Source organism: Salinicola salarius, assembly GCF_002179555.1.
Lineage (GTDB): Bacteria > Pseudomonadota > Gammaproteobacteria > Pseudomonadales > Halomonadaceae > Salinicola > Salinicola salarius_A.
Genome location: NZ_NHOU01000008.1, coordinates 91,145 through 109,150, shown reverse-complemented (window position 1 = coordinate 109,150; position 18,006 = coordinate 91,145). Strand labels below are relative to the sequence as shown.

Annotated in this window: 19 protein-coding genes; 9 read left to right on the top strand and 10 right to left on the bottom strand. The window is 63.8% G+C overall.

The features are described from left to right. Nucleotides 1–29: 29 nt before the first annotated feature. Nucleotides 30–1,379 (bottom strand): MATE family efflux transporter, encoded by a 1,350-nt coding sequence (locus CCD76_RS08675; protein ID WP_256961218.1) that lies wholly within the window; start codon nucleotides 1,377–1,379, stop codon nucleotides 30–32. 228 nt (nucleotides 1,380–1,607) lie between these two features. Between CCD76_RS08675 and CCD76_RS08670 the strand changes: the two genes are divergently transcribed. After that, entirely contained in the window at nucleotides 1,608–3,026 is a 1,419-nt protein-coding gene (locus CCD76_RS08670; protein WP_087719121.1) for a hypothetical protein, read from the top strand. A gap of 65 nt (nucleotides 3,027–3,091) precedes the next feature. Here the strand turns inward: CCD76_RS08670 and CCD76_RS08665 are convergent, their stop codons facing one another. The 4 genes from CCD76_RS08665 to CCD76_RS08650 form a co-directional block, all read right to left on the bottom strand. Further along, nucleotides 3,092–3,637, bottom strand: a complete 546-nt coding sequence (locus tag CCD76_RS08665) for an adenylate kinase (protein WP_087719120.1) — start codon at nucleotides 3,635–3,637, stop codon at nucleotides 3,092–3,094. Between the two features lie 112 nt (nucleotides 3,638–3,749). Further along, nucleotides 3,750–3,998, bottom strand: coding sequence for a YfhL family 4Fe-4S dicluster ferredoxin (locus tag CCD76_RS08660; protein WP_087719119.1), 249 nt, complete (start codon nucleotides 3,996–3,998; stop codon nucleotides 3,750–3,752). A gap of 10 nt (nucleotides 3,999–4,008) precedes the next feature. Then, a complete protein-coding gene (gene coaD, locus CCD76_RS08655) occupies nucleotides 4,009–4,509 on the bottom strand; it encodes a pantetheine-phosphate adenylyltransferase (RefSeq protein ID WP_087719118.1) in 501 nt (166 codons plus the stop codon). Nucleotides 4,510–4,598: 89 nt separating this feature from the next. Continuing rightward, nucleotides 4,599–6,476, bottom strand: a complete 1,878-nt coding sequence (locus CCD76_RS08650; protein WP_087719117.1) for a beta-ketoacyl synthase — start codon at nucleotides 6,474–6,476, stop codon at nucleotides 4,599–4,601. A 483-nt stretch (nucleotides 6,477–6,959) separates the two neighbouring features. Here CCD76_RS08650 and trmB point away from each other — a divergent pair, with 483 nt between their 5' ends. The 5 genes from trmB (at nucleotide 6,960) to CCD76_RS08625 (ending at nucleotide 10,849) form a co-directional block, all read left to right on the top strand. Continuing rightward, nucleotides 6,960–7,721 carry a tRNA (guanine(46)-N(7))-methyltransferase TrmB gene (trmB, locus tag CCD76_RS08645; RefSeq protein WP_087719116.1) on the top strand — a complete coding sequence of 254 codons (762 nt, stop codon included), beginning with the start codon at nucleotides 6,960–6,962 and terminating at the stop codon, nucleotides 7,719–7,721. A gap of 9 nt (nucleotides 7,722–7,730) precedes the next feature. Beyond that, nucleotides 7,731–8,063, top strand: coding sequence for a DMT family transporter (locus CCD76_RS08640; RefSeq protein ID WP_179208888.1), 333 nt, complete (start codon nucleotides 7,731–7,733; stop codon nucleotides 8,061–8,063). A gap of 160 nt (nucleotides 8,064–8,223) precedes the next feature. Further along, nucleotides 8,224–9,672, top strand: a complete 1,449-nt coding sequence (gene dacB, locus CCD76_RS08635) for a D-alanyl-D-alanine carboxypeptidase/D-alanyl-D-alanine endopeptidase (RefSeq protein ID WP_087719114.1) — start codon at nucleotides 8,224–8,226, stop codon at nucleotides 9,670–9,672. 65 nt (nucleotides 9,673–9,737) lie between these two features. Beyond that, nucleotides 9,738–10,238, top strand: a complete 501-nt coding sequence (locus CCD76_RS08630; protein WP_143543264.1) for an META domain-containing protein — start codon at nucleotides 9,738–9,740, stop codon at nucleotides 10,236–10,238. A gap of 86 nt (nucleotides 10,239–10,324) precedes the next feature. Continuing rightward, nucleotides 10,325–10,849: a GNAT family N-acetyltransferase gene (locus CCD76_RS08625; protein WP_087719112.1), complete on the top strand. Its 525-nt coding sequence runs from the start codon at nucleotides 10,325–10,327 to the stop codon at nucleotides 10,847–10,849. Here the strand turns inward: CCD76_RS08625 and CCD76_RS08620 are convergent, their stop codons facing one another. After that, nucleotides 10,850–11,296, bottom strand: coding sequence for a hypothetical protein (locus CCD76_RS08620; protein WP_087719111.1), 447 nt, complete (start codon nucleotides 11,294–11,296; stop codon nucleotides 10,850–10,852). A 119-nt stretch (nucleotides 11,297–11,415) separates the two neighbouring features. Between CCD76_RS08620 and CCD76_RS08615 the strand changes: the two genes are divergently transcribed. After that, a complete protein-coding gene (locus CCD76_RS08615; protein WP_087719110.1) occupies nucleotides 11,416–12,156 on the top strand; it encodes a TSUP family transporter in 741 nt (246 codons plus the stop codon). Nucleotides 12,157–12,183: 27 nt separating this feature from the next. Here CCD76_RS08615 and CCD76_RS08610 read toward each other — a convergent pair whose 3' ends face one another. Next, the gene (locus tag CCD76_RS08610) at nucleotides 12,184–13,119 is read right to left on the bottom strand and encodes an AraC family transcriptional regulator (protein WP_087719109.1); all 936 of its coding nucleotides are present in this window, start codon (nucleotides 13,117–13,119) and stop codon (nucleotides 12,184–12,186) included. 196 nt (nucleotides 13,120–13,315) lie between these two features. On the opposite strand from CCD76_RS08610, the gene CCD76_RS08605 reads away from it, so the two are divergent. After that, nucleotides 13,316–14,386 (top strand): NAD(P)-dependent alcohol dehydrogenase, encoded by a 1,071-nt coding sequence (locus tag CCD76_RS08605; RefSeq protein ID WP_087719108.1) that lies wholly within the window; start codon nucleotides 13,316–13,318, stop codon nucleotides 14,384–14,386. A 166-nt stretch (nucleotides 14,387–14,552) separates the two neighbouring features. On the opposite strand, the gene CCD76_RS08600 is transcribed toward CCD76_RS08605, so the two are convergent. Further along, nucleotides 14,553–15,365, bottom strand: coding sequence for an acyl-CoA thioesterase domain-containing protein (locus CCD76_RS08600; RefSeq protein ID WP_087719107.1), 813 nt, complete (start codon nucleotides 15,363–15,365; stop codon nucleotides 14,553–14,555). A gap of 115 nt (nucleotides 15,366–15,480) precedes the next feature. Between CCD76_RS08600 and tadA the strand changes: the two genes are divergently transcribed. Then, a complete protein-coding gene (gene tadA / locus CCD76_RS08595; protein ID WP_087719182.1) occupies nucleotides 15,481–15,966 on the top strand; it encodes a tRNA adenosine(34) deaminase TadA in 486 nt (161 codons plus the stop codon). On the opposite strand, the gene CCD76_RS08590 is transcribed toward tadA, so the two are convergent. Both CCD76_RS08590 and CCD76_RS08585 read right to left on the bottom strand, forming a co-directional pair. After that, a complete protein-coding gene (locus tag CCD76_RS08590) occupies nucleotides 15,930–16,880 on the bottom strand; it encodes a GGDEF domain-containing protein (RefSeq protein ID WP_087719106.1) in 951 nt (316 codons plus the stop codon). The genes tadA and CCD76_RS08590 overlap by 37 nt on opposite strands. Continuing rightward, nucleotides 16,811–17,962: a hypothetical protein gene (locus CCD76_RS08585; protein ID WP_087719105.1), complete on the bottom strand. Its 1,152-nt coding sequence runs from the start codon at nucleotides 17,960–17,962 to the stop codon at nucleotides 16,811–16,813. Before CCD76_RS08585 ends, CCD76_RS08590 begins: the two co-directional genes overlap by 70 nt. Nucleotides 17,963–18,006: the final 44 nt, after the last annotated feature.

The following is an 18,006-nucleotide window of genomic DNA, read 5'->3' as shown; positions in this document are numbered from 1 at the left end:
AGTCAACCTTGGTCGAGTTATCGCCTTGATTATCGCGATATTTCCGGACTTTCCCCGGTACTGGATCGCGGGGACCAGCGCGTGCGGCGGTAGTGCAGATAGCAGACGCCCAGCGAGGCGGAACGCACGAAGGTGAAGAAAAGAAAGGCGAACCACAGGCCGTGATTGTCGAAGCGCTGGGTCAGCCACCACATCGGCAGATAGCAGACGATCGCCAGCCACACGGTATCGCGCATCGCCTTGCTTTCGGTGGCGCCGATGAAGACGCCGTCGAGCAGATAGCTCCACACCGCGAGAGCCGGCATCGCGATCATCCATGGTAGATACTCGGCGGCCGTGGCACGGACTGCCGGCAGATCGGTGAGCAGCGCGATCAGCCAATCGCCAGCGATGGCGAACAGCAGCATCGACGCGCCCGCCACCAGCAGCGATAGCTTGCCGGCGGCGCGCACGGCATCACCGAACTCCTTCCAGTCGCGTCGGCCCACCGAGCGGCCGGTGAGCGCCTCGGCAGCGTTGGCGAAGCCGTCCAGCGCGAAAGACGTCAGCATGATGAACTGCAGCAGCACGGCGTTGGCAGCGAGCACGGTATCGCCGAAGTTGGCGCCCTGCGCGGTGAAGAAGGCCTGAGCGAAAAGTAACCCCAGTGTGCGCACAAAGAGATGCTGGTTGACCCGGATCAACGCGGAATAGTGGGCCCAGGCGGTGAGCGCCTCGCGCGACAGCGAGCCGCCCAGATGACGACAGTGCACGGCGACCCGCCACACACCGAAGGCCAGCGCGCTGTAGTCGGCGATGAGCGATGCCCAGGCGACGCCGTCGCTGGCCAGGCCGAAGGCGTTGACGAAGAGCAGGTCGAGCACGATGTTGACGCCATTGGTGAGCAGCAGAATGGCAAAGGTGATGCGCGTCTTCTGTTGCCCGATGAACCAGCCCAGGATGGCGTAGTTGGCGAGCACGGCCGGGGCCGAGAATATCCGGATATGCGCGTAGCTGGCTGCCAGCGCCATCGATGCCTCGCTGCCGTCCAACAGCCAAAGCCCAAAGCCGATCAACGGCTTCGCCAGCACGATCAGTGCCACGCCGATCACCATTGCCATGACCAGCGATTGGGCCAGCAGCAGGCGCACGCCGCTGTCGTCCTCGCGTCCCATCGCCTGGGAGGTCAGCCCGGTGGTGCCCATGCGCAGAAAGCCGAAGCCCCAGTAGAGAAAGCTGAACAGCGTCGCGCCGAGGGTGACCGCGGCCAGATAACGGGAATCCGACAGGTGGCCGACGACGGCCGTGTCGACGAGGCCGAGCAGCGGCACGGTAATATTGGAAAGGATGATCGGCCACGCCAGCTTCCAGATATGGCGGGTCGTGGTTTGAGAGGCCAATTCGCGCTTCCTGCGGTTCGTTGAAATCCACCTGACGGCGCTCGCCAGCATACTCGCAAGCCCGTGCAAGTCGACCCCCGCGCGTTTTGCGAGTTGCGCTATCGGCGAAATTTTCTAGGCTTATCGAGATGTCACGCGGATGTCATGGTTCTCCGCAAAGTCATGCCGGACGCCGCATTCGCTATCTCCAACGGCTGAACAAAAGCCGAGAGTCAAGGGAACTCGATCATGTCGCCAAGCAGCGAGCAGTCGGCCTTTCGGGGCCGTCGCGCACTCACCTGCGCCTTTTTCGTGGGAGGTATGTTCTCCTCTCACGCCTATGCCATCACTGCCGTTACCGATATCGACTATCTCGATGCCGGCATTGTCACGCCGAGTGCGCCGCATTCGCTCTACGAGAGCGGAGACGGCCGGGTCCGCCTCAACGGTGGGCTGACGCTTTACGGATTCGGCGCGGCCACTGACAACGTCAACTTCGGTTCGGGATCCAGCATCGATGGCGGTGCGCCCACCGGGACGAGCCCGGCCTGGATGGAGGCCGTGGGCCAACCGGCGCTGACGGCCGAATGGGACGTTACGGGCGGCGGCACCTGGTTTACCGGCGTGCAGGGCAGCTACGCGCTGACTCGCGGCAGTGCCTACGGTGATGCCGCCGGCGCGACACCCGGACACCCCGAACAGGCAAGGCTCGATCGCGCCTATCTCGGATGGCGCAGCGGCGGCCTGTGGGCGGATACGCTGGGCGAGGACGCGATCACGCTCTCGGCCGGGCGCCAGAAATTCGAATTCGGCGATGGCTTTCTGGTCGGTGACGGCTTTACCGATACCGGCAAGTACGCGGGTTACTACATCGGGCCTAGCGAAGGCTTCAAGAACAGCGCCGTCGCTTCGATCGAAAGTCACGGCTGGCACGGCGACCTGTTTCATCTCGAAGCTGACCAGTACGTCAGCGGCGGTCCGGACAACGAAACCAGCACCAACGGTGCCAACGTCGATTACACCTGGGGCGACCGGGCCAAGGTCGGCGCGGCCTACCTGCGGGTCTACGACAGCGACATCGCCGGTCGCGACGGCATGGACGTTTACAATCTGCGAGCCAAGGGCAAGCCGTTCGCCGCCGTGCCCGACTTCTCGCTAGGTGGCCAGATTGTTCGCGAGAAGAACAGCGATGAAGGTATCGACGACAATGGCTGGTACGTCCAGGCGACCTATGACTTCTCCGATGCCCCCTGGACGCCGCAGATCGCCTATCGCCATGCCGAGTTCGGCGAAGACTACGACACGCTGTTCTACGACTTCGCCGGGGGTTGGGGCAACTGGTTCATGGGCGAGATCGTCGGCGAGTACATGCTGTTCAACGCCAATCTCGACGTCGACATGCTGCGCTTTTCGGTGGCGCCACGAGACGATCTGGAAGTCGGGCTGATCGGCTATCAGTTCCGCTATCACGACACCGAAGCGGCGGGCGCGAGCGATAGCGACTTCGCCAATGAATTCAATCTCTACGCCGACTGGTCGATCACCGATCGGCTCTCGTTGTCGGGCATCTACGCCGTCGCCGATCCCCAGCAGGGCGCCGAGGAGCGCTTCGGTGGCAACGACAACACCGCTCAGCTGTTCGAGCTCTACGCAACCTACACGTTCTAGCCGCGCCGCTAACGACAAGACGCCATCGCCGCTCCGACCTGGAAATCGGAGCGGCGATGGCGTTTTCAGATGTTGCGTTCGGCGAGCGCGGCGATACAAATCGCCATCTCGTGGCGATGCGTCAGGCGGATGAAGTGGATGTGGCTGTATTCGGGATCGATCATCGCTGCCAAGTAACGACGTCGGTTGCGATGCCAGGTCCTGAGAGACCAGAGCAGAACCGAGTCTCGGCTGAGAAAGGTCTGGCGGAAACTCTCCCGGTTGCCGGTTCCGGGCCATAGCTCCTTCTGGCTTGCAATGCGCGCTATGGCCCGGCCCACGGACTGACTCAGCACTCGCCAGAAGCCCAGATCGAGCCAGATGACGATGTCCACGTCACGCCATTTGATGGGCCGCGTGCGATCGAAGTTTCCGTCGATGACCCAGCCGTTCGGCGAAGCTGCCATGGCCGCGTGGAGGCGAGCGAAGAATTCGTCGTCCAGAGAGCCCTGCCAGTCAGCCTGCCAGTAGAGCTGATCGAGTTGAATGTGGGGAATGTGAAGGGCGTCGGCGAGCGCTTCAGCCAAGGTGCTCTTGCCGCATCCACTGGTGCCGACGACGTTGATTTTCATGCTGGGTTTTCGCGGATGGCGTCCTCATGGTGACGTACCCATCCGCAGATCAGATTGGTGCGTCTAAGTGGGCTTTGATGCGTCTCAGTGGCTTTGATGCGTACAAGCGGCCTCAGGCCGCGGTGATGATCTCGTACTTCTTCATCAGCTGCTCCTTGCTCTCCTCGCGCTCGGGGTCGAGGGGGATGCAGTCGACGGGGCAGACCTGCTGGCACTGCGGCTCGTCGAAGTGGCCTACGCACTCGGTGCAGCGCGCCGGGTCGATCACGTAGATCTCCTCGCCGGGCGAGATGGCGTCGTTGGGGCACTCTGGTTCGCAGACATCGCAGTTGATGCATTCATCGGTAATCATCAGGGCCATATCTATGTCCTCATGACGGGTTGTCGCCGTCTGCCGCGAATCGCCGCCGCAGGGCTTCGGCCACGCACGGCGATACATGTTGGGAAACGTCCCCGCCGAGGCGCGCGATCTCGCGCACGATCGTCGAGGAGATATAGGAGTTCTCGATCTCGGGCGTCAGGAACAGTGTCTCGACGTCCGGCGCCTGGGCGCGGTTCATGTTGGCCAGCTGCATCTCGTACTCGAAGTCCGACACCGCCCGCAGCCCCCGCAGGATGATGCGTGCCTGCTGCTGTGCCAGCAGTTCGGTGAGCAGACCGTTGAAGCCGATCACCTCGACGTTGGGCCATTCGGCGACCACCTCTCGAGCCAGCGCCTCGCGCTCCTCGAGAGAGAGTGTCGGCTGCTTGCGCGGGCTCTCCGCGACCGCGATCACGACCTTGTCGAAGATTCGCGCAGCCCGGTGGATCAGATCGCGATGACCGTTGGTGATCGGATCGAACGTGCCGGGATAGACGACGGTGTTCTGCATTCAGGAGACTCCGCGGTGACCGGGAACGGGGCCGGCGGACGGTGCGGTGCTCGCACGTGCTGCCGTACCCGGACCCGAGACGTTCAAACTCAATCCAGTGTACCGAAAGGATTGTCGACCTTCAGTGACACCGGATTGGCGTAACCGGGGATGCGGATCGAGTCGCGACCGACTTCCAGCTCCGGCCCTTCCAGCACGCCTTCACCGAAGCGATAGATGACATCGAATCGCCCGGCATCGGCAGCGGCTTCGTACTGCGCGGCGGCGGCGAGGGTCTGCTCGCGACGATGCCGCCAGTCGTCGACCGCGCGCTGGCCGTGGCGCTGGGCCAGCAGGCGTTCGGTTACCTGTGGCGACAGCAAAAGGCCGGTGGCGTTGTTGCCGCCGAAGCCCTTGGCGTTGATGAAGCTGCAGTCGGTCTCGAACTCGATCGGCGCCTGGAAGAAGCGCAGCCGCTCGGCGTGGACATCGTCGGCGACCGCGTCGAGCGTCGGAATGCCCGGCACCCAGCCGTGGGCGAAGGTGCCCAGTGCGCTGGCGATCTGATCCCCGGCGGCGCTGCCCTGGGAGTGGCCGATGAACGCCTTGATCGCGGCGACCGGCCAGTTCTCGATGCCGTTGGCACGCGCCACCTGATCGAAGATATGCGACTCGGTGGTACGGTTCTTCGGCGTGCTGGTGCCGTGGGCATGCAGATAGCTGCGCTGGCGCACGCTCCGTTCGCCGAGGATCGAGGTGGCCAGCGAGACGGATTTGCCCAGGGTGAGATAGTTGCCGATGCCGGGGGCCGAGATCGAGCGTTTCCAGCCATCCGCGTTGACGTTCACTTCGGGCACGGAACCCAGAATCTGCGCGCCGGTCTCGAGTACCAGCGAGTCGTCCATCAGCAGCACGAACTGCGACGCTTCGGCGATGGTGAAGCCGCAGTTGCGGGCGAACGGACGGCAGGCGCGCTGGTAGTCCTCGTCGGTCAGCAGCTCGAGGGCGTCGAGCGCCATCAGGCTCTGGTCGTCGGCCAGCGCACTCATGGCGCGGAACCCTTCGATGATCTCCGGCGTCACCGGCGCATCGCTAGTGCCGACCATAACGATTCGGCGGCGCCCGTGACGGATATCGTCGATGCCCAGGCGCAGGTTGTAGAGGAACGTGGCGCAGGCGCCTTGAATCGCGCCCGTTCCCCCGACGCTCCCCAGCACGTAGGCGTTGAGAAAGTCCGCCGACATCTGGCCGTAGCCCAGCGGCATCTGCTTGGAGGTGGTGCGGCTGCCGGTGACGAAGCTCTTGAGCATGCCGCCCCAGCCGGCGTCGTCCAGCTGGCCGATCGAGTTGCCGGCATAGACGGCGATGGCATCCGGATCCACCCGGTCGCGCAGCGACTCCCAGTCGAGCCCGCTCTGGCCGAGGCAGTCGCTGACACCGAAGATCGCCATCGACAGCCCGCGCGGATGATGCACGCTGCGATAGAAGCTGTCGGGCGCGAAGCCTTCCGGCAGGCGGCCGGCCGCGCGTACCAGCGCCTGGCGCCGTTCGGGCAGCAGGGCATCGAGCGTACCGGCGGGAACGCTGACCTCGACCGTCTGTTTGTCGAGTTCGCGCACTTCCCAGCCCGCGGGCAGCGGTTGCGGCAACTGGCGTCGCGACGCGGTGAAGCGCAAGGGGCTGTCGAGCGTCATTCGCACTTCACGATTGCCGGGAATGCCGGCCTCCCCGAAGGCGTCATCCTCGATGCGACGGATCAGCGTGTGCTTGAGGATGTGCTCGCGATAGCGGCTGACGACTGCCTGTTCGCTCAGGATATCGCCGTCGGCGCTTTGCCACTGGCCGTCCTCCCGGGAGGTGACCAGTTGCATCAGGGTTGCCAGTGCGACAAGCGTACGAGTCTGTTCGGCCGTTGGCAGAACGTCGAGAATCGTGCGGCGGTAGGCCTGGTGCCCGGAAGTTCTACCCGCGGCGTTGACGCCGCCCATACCGACGATTACCGGTAAATGTGACAAGCCACGTCCCTCGTGAACATTGGGGGCAATCGGTGAACGATGACATGGGGATGACGAAACTGCGATGAAAGGACATCCCCGGCAAAGGCTTGCGCTGTCGACCTCGAGTCGGCGAAGGGTAGCCCCGAGCCGGTGGAGGAGAGCCCTGAGTCGGTGAAAAATGGCCCCGGAACGAGCAGGGGACAGTCATCGCGCATGCCATCGAAGGCCGTATTGCCAGGATTGGCTGAATGTGGGCTGGGATGATACACCTGCGCGCGCGCGCCGTCATGCCGCGCGGGTGGCTTGCCCACGAACGCGTCGCGGGAGCCGGCGCCTCGGCGGCAGGAATGCCGACGCCGCGGCTGCTAGAATGCGCGCTCTGTCGTCAGCCGTGAACGGTGCTCTCCTTTCAACGAGCCTCATCCTTTAACGAGAACATCCTTTAACGGGCCTCATCCTTTAACGGTAATTGCCATGCAAGCGTCTTCGCGCGCCATCACTTCCAGTCAGCAGGGGCCGCACCAGGATCTGGTGCGCCGCGTTCAGCGTGCCCGGGACAGCGCCTGGCAACGTCCGCCCGCCGAGCACACGCGGATCGCCTTCGAGGGGGCGGCACAATGGCTGGTGGACCAGAATCGCCCGCTGATTCTCGACGCCGGTTGCGGCGTGGGCCTCTCCACGCGCCGACTGGCGGAGCGCCATCCCGACCACGCCGTGATGGGGGTGGATCGCAGCGAGCAGCGGCTGTCACGCGACCATGGCACCCTGCCGGACAACGCGCTGCTGGTGCGCGCCGATCTGGTCGATTTCTGGCGCCTGGCGATGGCAGCCGAGTGGCGGCCGGCGCGGCACTTCCTGCTCTATCCCAACCCTTACCCCAAGAGCACGCAGCTCAAGAAGCGCTGGCAGGGGCATCCGGTCTTTCCGGCGATACTTGCCCTCGGCGGTGTGCTCGAGTTGCGCTCCAACTGGGCGATCTACGTTCAGGAGTTCGCGCTGGGCGTGAAGACGCTCCGTGGCCTCGACGGCGAGATCGACTCCTTCACGCCGGAAGGCGCGTTGATGATGCCGTTCGAACAGACTTTCCTGACGCCGTTCGAGCAAAAATACGTCGAGAGCGGCCAGACGCTATGGCGCTACCGTGTCGATCTGTCGACGACGGGGCTCGACGCAACCACCTCGGCTGAACCGGACTCAACCGAATCGCCCTCAACCGAATCGCCCTCAACCAAATAGGAATCAAGCCTGATGAGCTATCTGCTGCTAGCGCTGGCGATCGTCGCCGAAGTCGTGGCGACCAGTTCGCTGAAAGCTTCCGCCGGCTTTTCACGGCTGCTGCCGAGCGTGGTCGTGGTGGTCGGCTACGGCTTCTCGTTCTATGCGCTGTCGCTGGTGCTCAAGTCTTTGCCGGTCGGTATTACCTACGCGATCTGGGCGGGACTCGGCATCGTGCTGGTGACGGTGATCGGCATCGTGTTCTATGGCGAAAAACCGGACCTGCCCGCTTATCTGGGCATGGGGCTGATCATTGCCGGCGTCGCCATCATCCAGATGTTCTCGCGTCTATCGTCGCACTGAGATTCTCGTCACTCTGGCGTCTTTCCTGCCGCTGGCGCTTTCGTCACGATCACGTCTTCTGCCACAGGAACACGACACCGGGCATCGCATTCACAGTGAGTTAATTGGTACGCTCTGGATGAGATTGGCCCTCATTTTTCTTTGGAGCGAGCATCCCATTATGCGGCGATGGCTAGGTCGAAGTTCTCTGTTTCTCGGTGCGTTATCCCTTTCTGTCTTCACCATCGCCGCGCAGGCGGCCGGGTTCGAGCATGTCGCCCGGCTGGCCGACAAAGGTTTCGCGATCAGCGCGCAGGCACGTCTGCTCGATAGCGGCGAGGTTCTCGGCGCCATCAATCCGGCGCAGTCGTTGTCACCGGCTTCGGTCACCAAGCTGTATACCGCGGCCGCTTCGCTGGATCGCTGGGGGCCGCAGCATCGCTTTACCACGCGTTTCGTCTCCACCGGCACGCTCGATGGTAACGGCGTGCTGCACGGCGATCTGGTGCTGGAGGGCGGCGGGGACCCGGCGCTGACCTCCGAAGAACTCTGGCGGTTGATCCAGAAACTGCGGGAGCTTGGCGTCTCCAGCATCGATGGCCAACTGGTGGTCAGCCAGTGGCGCTTTGGCCCGGTCACCTGCATTACCACCGACCGCTGCGAGACGCAGACGGAAGGCACCAACGCCTACGCGGCGCTGCTCTCTTCCGCCGCGATCAACTACGGCAGCTGGTGCGCCACGGTGATGCCGGGGATCGTCGGGCAGCCGGCGCGGGTCACCAACTGCGATACGGTGGCACCGACCATTCGCATCGAGAATGACGTCACTACCGTTGCTGCTGGCGGTTCGGCCAAGCTCTACGCCAGGCGGATCACCGACAGCCAGGGCGATACGCTGCGGGTCAGCGGGCAGATACCGGCCGGCAGCTATCCGCGCCCGGTCTACAAGGCCAGCTCCGATCCTGCCGACCAGACCGGCCAGACGCTGCTGTCGCTGCTGCGCCAGTCCGGTATTACGGTCAGCGGCGGCTATGCCGTCAGCCGCCAGGCGCCGCCGTCCACCGCGCAGGCTCTGGCTGCCGTCGAGGGCAAGCCGCTGCAGGAGCTGCTGCTGCGCACGCTCAACTACTCGAACAACTTCATGGCCGATACGCTGGCGCTGGACCTGACTTCCGGCACGCAGCAGAACCTGACGGACGCCGGCCGCGAACTGGAACGGTTCGCCACCAGCCTGCCGGGGCACAGCGCGGTCACCCTGCGTAGCGGCAGCGGCCTGACGCCGGAAAATCGGGTTTCGGCGCAGAGCGTCAATGCGCTGCTCGGCGCGATGTACGAACGCGCTTCGCTGTTCCCCACCTTCGTGGCCGGCATGCAGGTACCCACCAACGGGCCGATGCACTTCATCCGCCGCGGTAGCCAGACCTTCCAGGACCATGTGATGGTCAAGACGGGAACGCTCAACGAGCCGGTGACGGTACGCGCCATTGCCGGCTATTTCCGTACCGAGAGCGGGCGCTGGGGCAGCTTCACGGTGCTTGTCAACGGGACCGCGTCGACACCTTATCTTTCCTGGCGGGAAACGCTGCCGATGGTCTCGAACGACCTGACCGCGATGATCGAACGCCACTAACCCGCAACTCGACGCGGCGGCCGGCCTGTTTCCGGTCGCCCTGTCATGATCGGGACGCGCTTTCCGTGCGTTCTTTTGAAGAGGACACCATCGTGCTGTCACGCCTTGAGCCCTTGATTGCCGTCTCGGTGACTGTTGCTGTCGCCATGGCCGCTTCCGGTTGCGCCACGAGCTCCGGTACCAGCAATACCGTTGACGAGGGGCAGACTGCCAACGAAGCCCTGATCGGCACCTACTGGAAGCTGATGACGCTGGATGGCCAACCGGTGACCGCGGCGGACAACCAGCGTGAGGCGCATCTGGTTCTTGGTGAAGACGGGCGTGTTTCCGGTTCGACCGGCTGCAACCGGTTGATGGGCAGCTATCGGCTTGAAGGCGATACGCTGACCTTCTCCCGGCTCGCTTCGACCCGGATGGCATGCCCGGGTGACATGGCGATGCTCGAACAGGCGTGGTTGGCGGCGCTTTCCGAGACGGCGCGCTATTCGATTGCGGGCCCGTCACTGGAGCTGCAGAACGCTGACGATCGAGCGCTGGTCGAACTCAAGGCCAACGCGCTGTATTAGACTGCGTCCCAGGCTTCCAGCCTGACGACTCCTGACCTGATGATTTCCGAGCTGACGACACCTGACCTGACCACGAGAATCGAACCTTGACCCTGATCGACTGCGAGTTCGGCCCGCACGGTGAAGCCGTGCTGGCGATTTTCAACGACGCCATTCTCAACACCACGGCACTCTACGAATACCAGCCACGCACCAAGGCGTTCGTCGAGAGCTGGTTCCAGGCCAAGCGCGATGGCCATTTCCCGGTGATCGGCATGCTCGACGACGAGAGTGGGCGGTTGATGGGTTTTGCCAGCTATGGCCCGTTTCGCCCCCATGCCGCCTACCGCTACAGCGTCGAGCACTCGGTCTACGTGGATCGCGACTTTCGTCAGCGCGGCGTGGCCCGGCAATTGATGACGGCGCTGATCGAGCGCGCCGAGGCGCAGCAGTATCACTCCCTGATCGGCGGTATCGACGCTTCCAACGCGCCGAGTATCGCGCTGCATGAACAGCTGGGCTTCGTCCACGCGGGGACCGTGCGCCAGGCGGCCTACAAGTTCGATCGCTGGCTCGACCTGGCGTTCTATCAACGGGTGTTGGCGACGCCGACCAACCCTGGCGTGGATTGATCAGGGCGTCTCGCCGCGCTGACTCGGTTGCGCTCTGACGGCGCTGCCGGTCTCGCCGTTGTCGTTGATGACGTCTGTCGGTGTGCTGGGCAGGGCATCGGAGCCGATTGCCAGCCTGTCGGCGTCGGCCATGTAGACTTCCTGGCTGCTGCGCAGGAACAGACAGAGTTCGCGGCCGGCCTCTCCGTTCATATCGTTCTGTGGCCCGTCTTTCTGTGAATAGTGGCCCTGGATCAGCAATGCCGTCATGCCCGCTTCATCATCGAACAGTACGGGGTCGCCAGCTGGCGCGGCATCTGGAAATTGACTGGCGTTCTGGCACCGTTCGACGACGGCGCGGTCGTGTTCTGCCCATGCCGCAGGGCTGGAGGCGTCGGCGGCGCTGGCCAGCGTGAACAGGGCTGCAGTAAGAGCGATGGGGGGCGAGTTCAGGATCAACCAGCGCATGATAGGGCGTGCCTCGTTCCGGTGAGCTGAAGTGCCGAGCCTGTCGCATCCGCCATCGCATGATCGGCATGAATCTTTTCATGGGCCGTCTTGGCCCGTCATTGGAGTGTAGACCTCGCATGGCGATACCCGTTGCGTTGCTATTTCTGGCCGTGGTGTTCTCGACCTCGGTGTTGTCCGGCGTGTTCGGCATGGCTGGCGGATTGATCCTACTGGGCTTTTTGCTGGCCTGGCTGCCGGCGGCAACGGCGATCGCGGTACACGGGGTGATCCAGCTCACCGCCAACGCGTCGCGGGCCTGGCTGTCGCGCCGATTCATCGCCTGGCGTATCGTCGGCATGATCGCCTGTGGCGTCCTGATCTCGGCAGCCTTGCTGATGCTGGTGCGCTATTCGCCCAGCGAGACGGTGGTGCTGATCGTGCTGGGGCTGATGCCGGTGATGGTGTGGATTCCCAAGCGCTGGTTCCACTTCGATGTCTCGCGGCCCGGACACGCGGTCATGTGTGGCATCGTTTCCGGCGGCCTGACCATCGCCGTCGGGGTTTCCGGCCCGACCATCGACATCGGATTCATCCGCACCCAGCTCGACCGGCGCACCGTGGTGGCCACCAAGGCGACCATTCAGGTCATCGCCCACAGCCTCAAGATTCTCTTCTACTGGCAGGCGGCTATGGCGATGGACAGCGGCGAATGGGGCTGGGTGGCGCTGGCGATCCCCTTCGCATTCCTGGGAACGCGTACCGGCAACCTGATCCTGTCGCGGCTGACGGACGCCGGCTTTCGCTACTGGACGCGCTGGATCGTCACCGTGGTGGGCGCTTATTACCTGATTCGTGGCTTGATGGGGCTTCTGGCCTAGCTTGCCTCGTCAGCCCCGAATTCCCGTTCAGCCCTGCGATGGGCTGACGCCGAAATAGCGCTTGTACTCGCGACTGAACTGCGACGTGCTGCGATAGCCGACATCGGCGGCGGCGCGCGCGACGTTGACGCGCTGCTGGGCCAGCAGCACCCGGGCCCGGAGTAGCCGCAGGCGCTTGAGATACTGCACCGGCGAGAGCTGGGTCACGCGCTTGAAGTGGTGGTGAAAGTGCGAGGCGCTCATGTTGGCGCGATCGGCAAGCGCCTCTACCGTCAATGGCAGGGCGAAGTGGCGATGCAGATAGCTCAGCGATTCGGCGATACGGGCATAGTGCCCATGTTGCTGCACCAACTGGCGCAGCGACTGGCCCTGCGGGCCGTTGAGCGCGGCGAACAGCACTTCCCGTACCCGGCCTGTGCCCAGCGCGCGACTGGCATGTTCATCCTGCAGGCACGACGCCAGGCGTTGCACCGCTTCCGCCATCGGCGCATCGAGGGCCACGGCCGCCATGGGCTCGGGAGAGCCGCGGTCGAGAGGGGGCGGCGCGGGCAGATGGTGCACCAGCTCGCTCAGCATCAACGGATCCACGCCGATGGAGAGGCCCAGTAACGGAGCGTCGGAGCGGGCGATCGTCTCGCATTCGAACGGCAACGGCATCGCCTGTACCAGATAGTTGCCGGGGCCATAGTGAATCACCCGTTCTCCCAGGTAGCCGACCTTGTCTCCCTGCGCAATGATGAACAGCCCGGGCTCGTAGATCAGCGGCGTACGCGGGTGGCTGCATTCCGAGGCGATCAGTTTGACGCCGTCGATGGCCGTGTCGGAGAAGCCGTCGGTGCTGACCAGCGGCGCCAGCGTCCGGGCCAGCCGTGACGCCCATGAGTCGCGGGCGCTCGAGGAGCCGAAAGCGGGATCCCGGGGCGCACGATCCTGAAGAGAGGAGGCTGGGAGACGATCGAGCATGGCGACCTCGCGCTGATGAAGATGAACAAGGTCAGCGTATTGTGCATGAGCACGGCTAGATAGGGGTAACGGCCTTGCGAGATCCGGAGGATCGAGCAAATGTTGCGCAGGAAACGGCATGGCTGCCGAGAACGTTGTCGACCACACTGTGCCCACGATCCCGTTCATTCACCCATCGTTATGGGGAGTCAGAAACATGGCACAAGCTACCGCCACACCTGCCAAGGGTTACGCCGCGCATTCCGCCACCACGCCGTTGGCACTCTGGAACTTCGAGCGTCGTGCGCCGCGCCCGGACGATGTCTCGATCGAGATCCTCTACTGCGGCGTCTGCCACAGCGATCTCCACTTCGCACGCGACGACTGGGGCATGGCCTCCTATCCGGTCGTGCCGGGTCACGAGATCGTGGGCCGCGTTACCGCCGTGGGTGACGAAGTCAGCCAGTACCAGGTCGGCGATCTGGTCGGCGTCGGCTGCATGGTCGACTCGTGCCGCGAGTGCAAGGCGTGCAACGCCGGCCTCGAGAACTACTGCGCCGAAGGGTTCGTGATGACCTACGGCAGCCCCGACAAGCACGACGGCACGCTGACGCAGGGCGGCTATTCCGACAAGGTCGTGGTCAGCGAGCGCTTCGTGGTGCGCATGCCCGACGGCATCGATCTTAAATCCGCCGCGCCGATCCTGTGCGCCGGCATCACCACCTATTCGCCGCTGAAGCACTACGGCGTCAAGCCGGGCGACAAGGTGGGTGTCATCGGCATGGGCGGCCTGGGTCACATGGGGGTCAAGCTCGCCAAGGCGCTGGGTGCCGAAGTCACGCTGTTCACGCGCTCCGAGTCGAAGAAAGCCGAAGCGAAGAAGCAGGGCGCCGACCATGTCGTGATCTCCACCAGTGAAGACGAGATGGGCGCGATCACCGAGACCTTCGACTTCATGCTCGACACGGTGCCGGTGCAGCACGACATCAACCCGTATCTCAACGCCTTGAAGCCGGATGGCACTCACATTCTGGTCGGTCTGCTCGAGCCGATCGATCCGGCGATTTCCGGTGCCAATCTGGTGTTCCGTCGCCGCGTGCTGGCCGGCTCGCTGATCGGCGGCATGCCGGAAACCCAGGAAGTGCTCGACTTCTGCGCCGAGAAAGGCATTACCTGCGACGTCGAGATGATCAACATCGATCAGATCAACGAAGCCTGGGAGCGGATGCAGAAGGGCGACGTGAAGTATCGCTTCGTCATCGACATGGCGTCGATCAAGGACGTCTGATAGCGAGAGCTACGACTAGCGCCGGCTCCGGGGCGCTGTGGACAGTAGCTACGAGCTACGAAAACCGCCAGTGACAATGTCACTGGCGGTTTTCGTTACAGGAGCAACTCACCGATTTCGCGGCTCGCGGCTCGCGGCTCGCGGCTCGCGGCTCGCGGCTCGCGGCTCAGGACTGAACCCTGACCAACCCCTCCTGCGCCGTCGATGCCACCAGGCGGCCTTCGCGATCGAAGAAGCTGCCGCGGGCGAAACCGCGGGCGCCGCCCGCCCAGGGGCTTTCCATCACGTATAGCAGCCACTCGTCGATCTTCGGGTCCTGATGGATCCACAACGCGTGGTCCAGGCTGGCGATACGCAGCCGCGGGTCGCCGAATTCCACGTCATGCGCCAGCAGAGAGGTCAGCAGCAGGTTGAAGTCAGAGCTGTAGGCGAGCAGGTAACGGTGCAGGGCAGGATCCGACGGCATCGTGCTGCCGCCCATGCGGAACCAGATCATCCGCGAGGGCGGGCAGTCGTGGCATTCTTCCACCGTGATGAACTCGACGGGATGGCCGCGAAAGCGCTGGTGGACCGCCTTGCCTTCCGCCAGCAACGCTTCCGGCGACGGCACGTCGGGCGCGGTAGGCTGGTGATGCAGGCCATGTTCACGCCCCTGGAATGACGCACTGCAGAAGAATATCGGCTTGCCTTTCTGAATCGCCGTGACCCGACGCGTGGTGAAACTGCCGCCATCGCGAACGCGATCGACGGAATAGATGACTGGCAACTGGGCATCGCCGGGGCGCAGGAAATAGCCATGCAGCGAATGCAAAAAGCGGTCTTCGGGCACCGTGCGGGTAGCGGCGGCGGCGGCCTGTCCCAGCGCTTGCCCGCCGAACAGCTGGGGCAGGCCCAGATCCTGGCTCTGGCCGCGAAACAGGTTCTCTTCCAGCGCTTCCAGGCCAAGAAGCTGGATAAGGTCGTTCAGCGCTTGTGTCATTCGGGTATCCTTGATGGCGCGTCGATGAAGGCTTTTCGAACCAGATTCGTCACGAGTATATCCTGCTCGCCGACGACTCGCCGCGACGCCGGATGGGCAATACGGGACGGTCATGATACGTAGCGACGAATTCTACATGCACCGTGCGCTGGAGCAGGCGCAACTGGCGTTCGACCACGGTGAAGTGCCGGTCGGCGCCGTGGTGGTAGACCCCGCAGGCGAGGTGATCGGCGCGGGCTATAACTGCCCGGTGGCAGGCCACGATCCCACTGCGCATGCCGAAGTGCAGGCGTTGCGCAGCGCGGCTTCGGGTCTGAGCAATTATCGACTGGATGATTGCACGCTGTTCGTGACCCTCGAACCCTGTCTGATGTGCACGGGGGCGATCATTCACGCCCGCATCCGGCGGGTCGTCTACGCCACCGCCGAGCCCAAGGGCGGCATGGTCGAATCCCGGGCCAATCTGTTTGCCCAGCCCTGGTTCAACCATCGCGTCGAGATCGCCGGTGGCGTGCTCGCTGCCCCGGCCAGAAGACTGCTTCAGCAATTCTTTCGGGCGCGTCGTCAGCGTGATCCGTTGCCGGGATCGTCTTCGAGCTGAGCCTGAAGGGGCGCTTCTGCCTGACCCTGTGGCGTCGACTCGGCCTGCTCGGTGAGAACGACACGATTGCGACCTTCCTGCTTCGCACGGTACAGCGAATCGTCGGCGGCCTGGAGGATCCGGTTGCGCTGTAACGGAAGCGTATTTGTGACGCTGACCCCGATGCTCAGCGTTACCGGCTCGTCGTCGGGCAGGACGAGGCCGCTGTCGATAGCCGCCAGGCGTAGTACCTCGGCGATCTCCGCGGCCGTCTTACGGTCGCAGTGGGGCAGACAGGCGACGAACTCCTCGCCACCGTAGCGAGCGAACATGCCGCCGGCATGCTCAACCGGCAGGCGGCAGTATTGGGCGATTACCTTGAGATAGCGGTCGCCTTCCAGATGGCCGAAGTGGTCGTTGACGCTCTTGAAGTGATCGAGATCGCAGATCAGCACCGCCAGTGGCAGCGGATCCGGGTAGGCGTCCATCCAGCGCAGCAGTTCGCGCCGGTTGGGCAACTGGGTCAACTCGTCGTGACTGGCGATCCATTCCACCTCCTGCTGAAGTCGCTTGCGCTCCTTGATCTCTGCTCGTAACGAGGCGTTGGCCTGGTTGGCCAGACGGTGTTGATGCGCCAGACGCCGATAGATGTAGAGCACCATATGCAGCAGATAGGCGAGCAGGATGCCGAAGATCAGGGTGATTTCCGGTAGCCTGCTCCGCATCGCCTGTAACCAGTGCAGGGAGGGCCTCACGCTGAGCGTGAGCCGGTCGGTGCCCAGGGCGACGGTCTGCTGGTATTGCCATTCGGCAAGAGCGCCCAGCGGACCGTAGTGAAAGTAGAGTTGGTTATTACCACTGAGCGTCACTGCGCGATCCTGGTTGGGCGTCTGCTCGAGCAGCGAACTGAGCAGGGTGTCGACGCTGACCACCATTCCCACCGCACCGCGCAGCGTTCCATCGACGACATCGCGCACCGGCAGGTAGCTGATGACCCCGCGCCCCCCTGAAGGAAGTCGACGATACCGGTCTGGCCTTCGATGCCGTAGATCAGGGGCCGATCCAGAGCCTCCCTGGGCTGGGAGCTCGCCGAGTAGAGATTGGTGCCAAGCACGGACCGGTTGCCGCGTAGCGGATAGACGCGGATGACGGTGCCGTCGGGATCGATGAAGGCGATATTGCGGAAGTAGCCGAAATCGTCGTGATAGGGCTTGGCCTGCTGCTCCCACTCCGAGCGCGTGGGCACGTGTCCCAGCATGTTCCAGAAACTGGTGAAGCGTCGCATGGCCTCGAGATGTGATGCCGTTTCCGACGCCATCAAGGTCGCGATGTCGTTACCTTCGCCGGCAGTGGTCTCGTGGAGACGCAGATTGTCGGTCTGGCGCTGCTCCTGCCAGCTGATCATCGCCAGTAGCGCGATCGAGCCGCCAACCAGGAGCGGTGGCAGAATTCGCCGCCAGTAGCATCGTAGCGTCGGGAAAATCGCCAGGCATTGCGCGGCCCAGAATAGCCCCAGCGCGGCCAGCATCGGCAGCGGGATCCCGTTCAAGCTGGAGGCATATTCCGGCGGCGGTGTCAGCGAGCGATAGCCCAGCCAGGCGCCGCCCATGGCCACCAGCAGCAGAATGATCGGAGAGCCCAGTCCCAGCCGCGACAGCAGCAGCACGTTGAGGATCAATCCGAATGTCATGCACAGCGCGAGGATGGGCGGGCGGCTGTGGAAGAGCTCCCAGTGGCCCGGCAGGAGATCGAGCCAGCGTTGCCAGAGATCGACGCTGACCCAGTCCTCCGCGATCAGGAAGCTGGCGATGATCGCCAGGGTCAGGATGCCGGTAGGAATCAGCAGCCAGCGGCTGGTCCGGATCCAATGGCGATAGGCAACGAACTGACCCAGCCACAGCAAGCCAAGCAGCAGCAGAAGAATCCATCGTTGATCTGGCTCGCCACCTGGCCAGAGACCCAGCAGTAAAGCTGGAAGCGCCAGGTACAACGACAGACGGGACAACACCATCGACATAGACGTTAGAGTTCTCCACCACGGCTGCCGATGACAGCTCAACG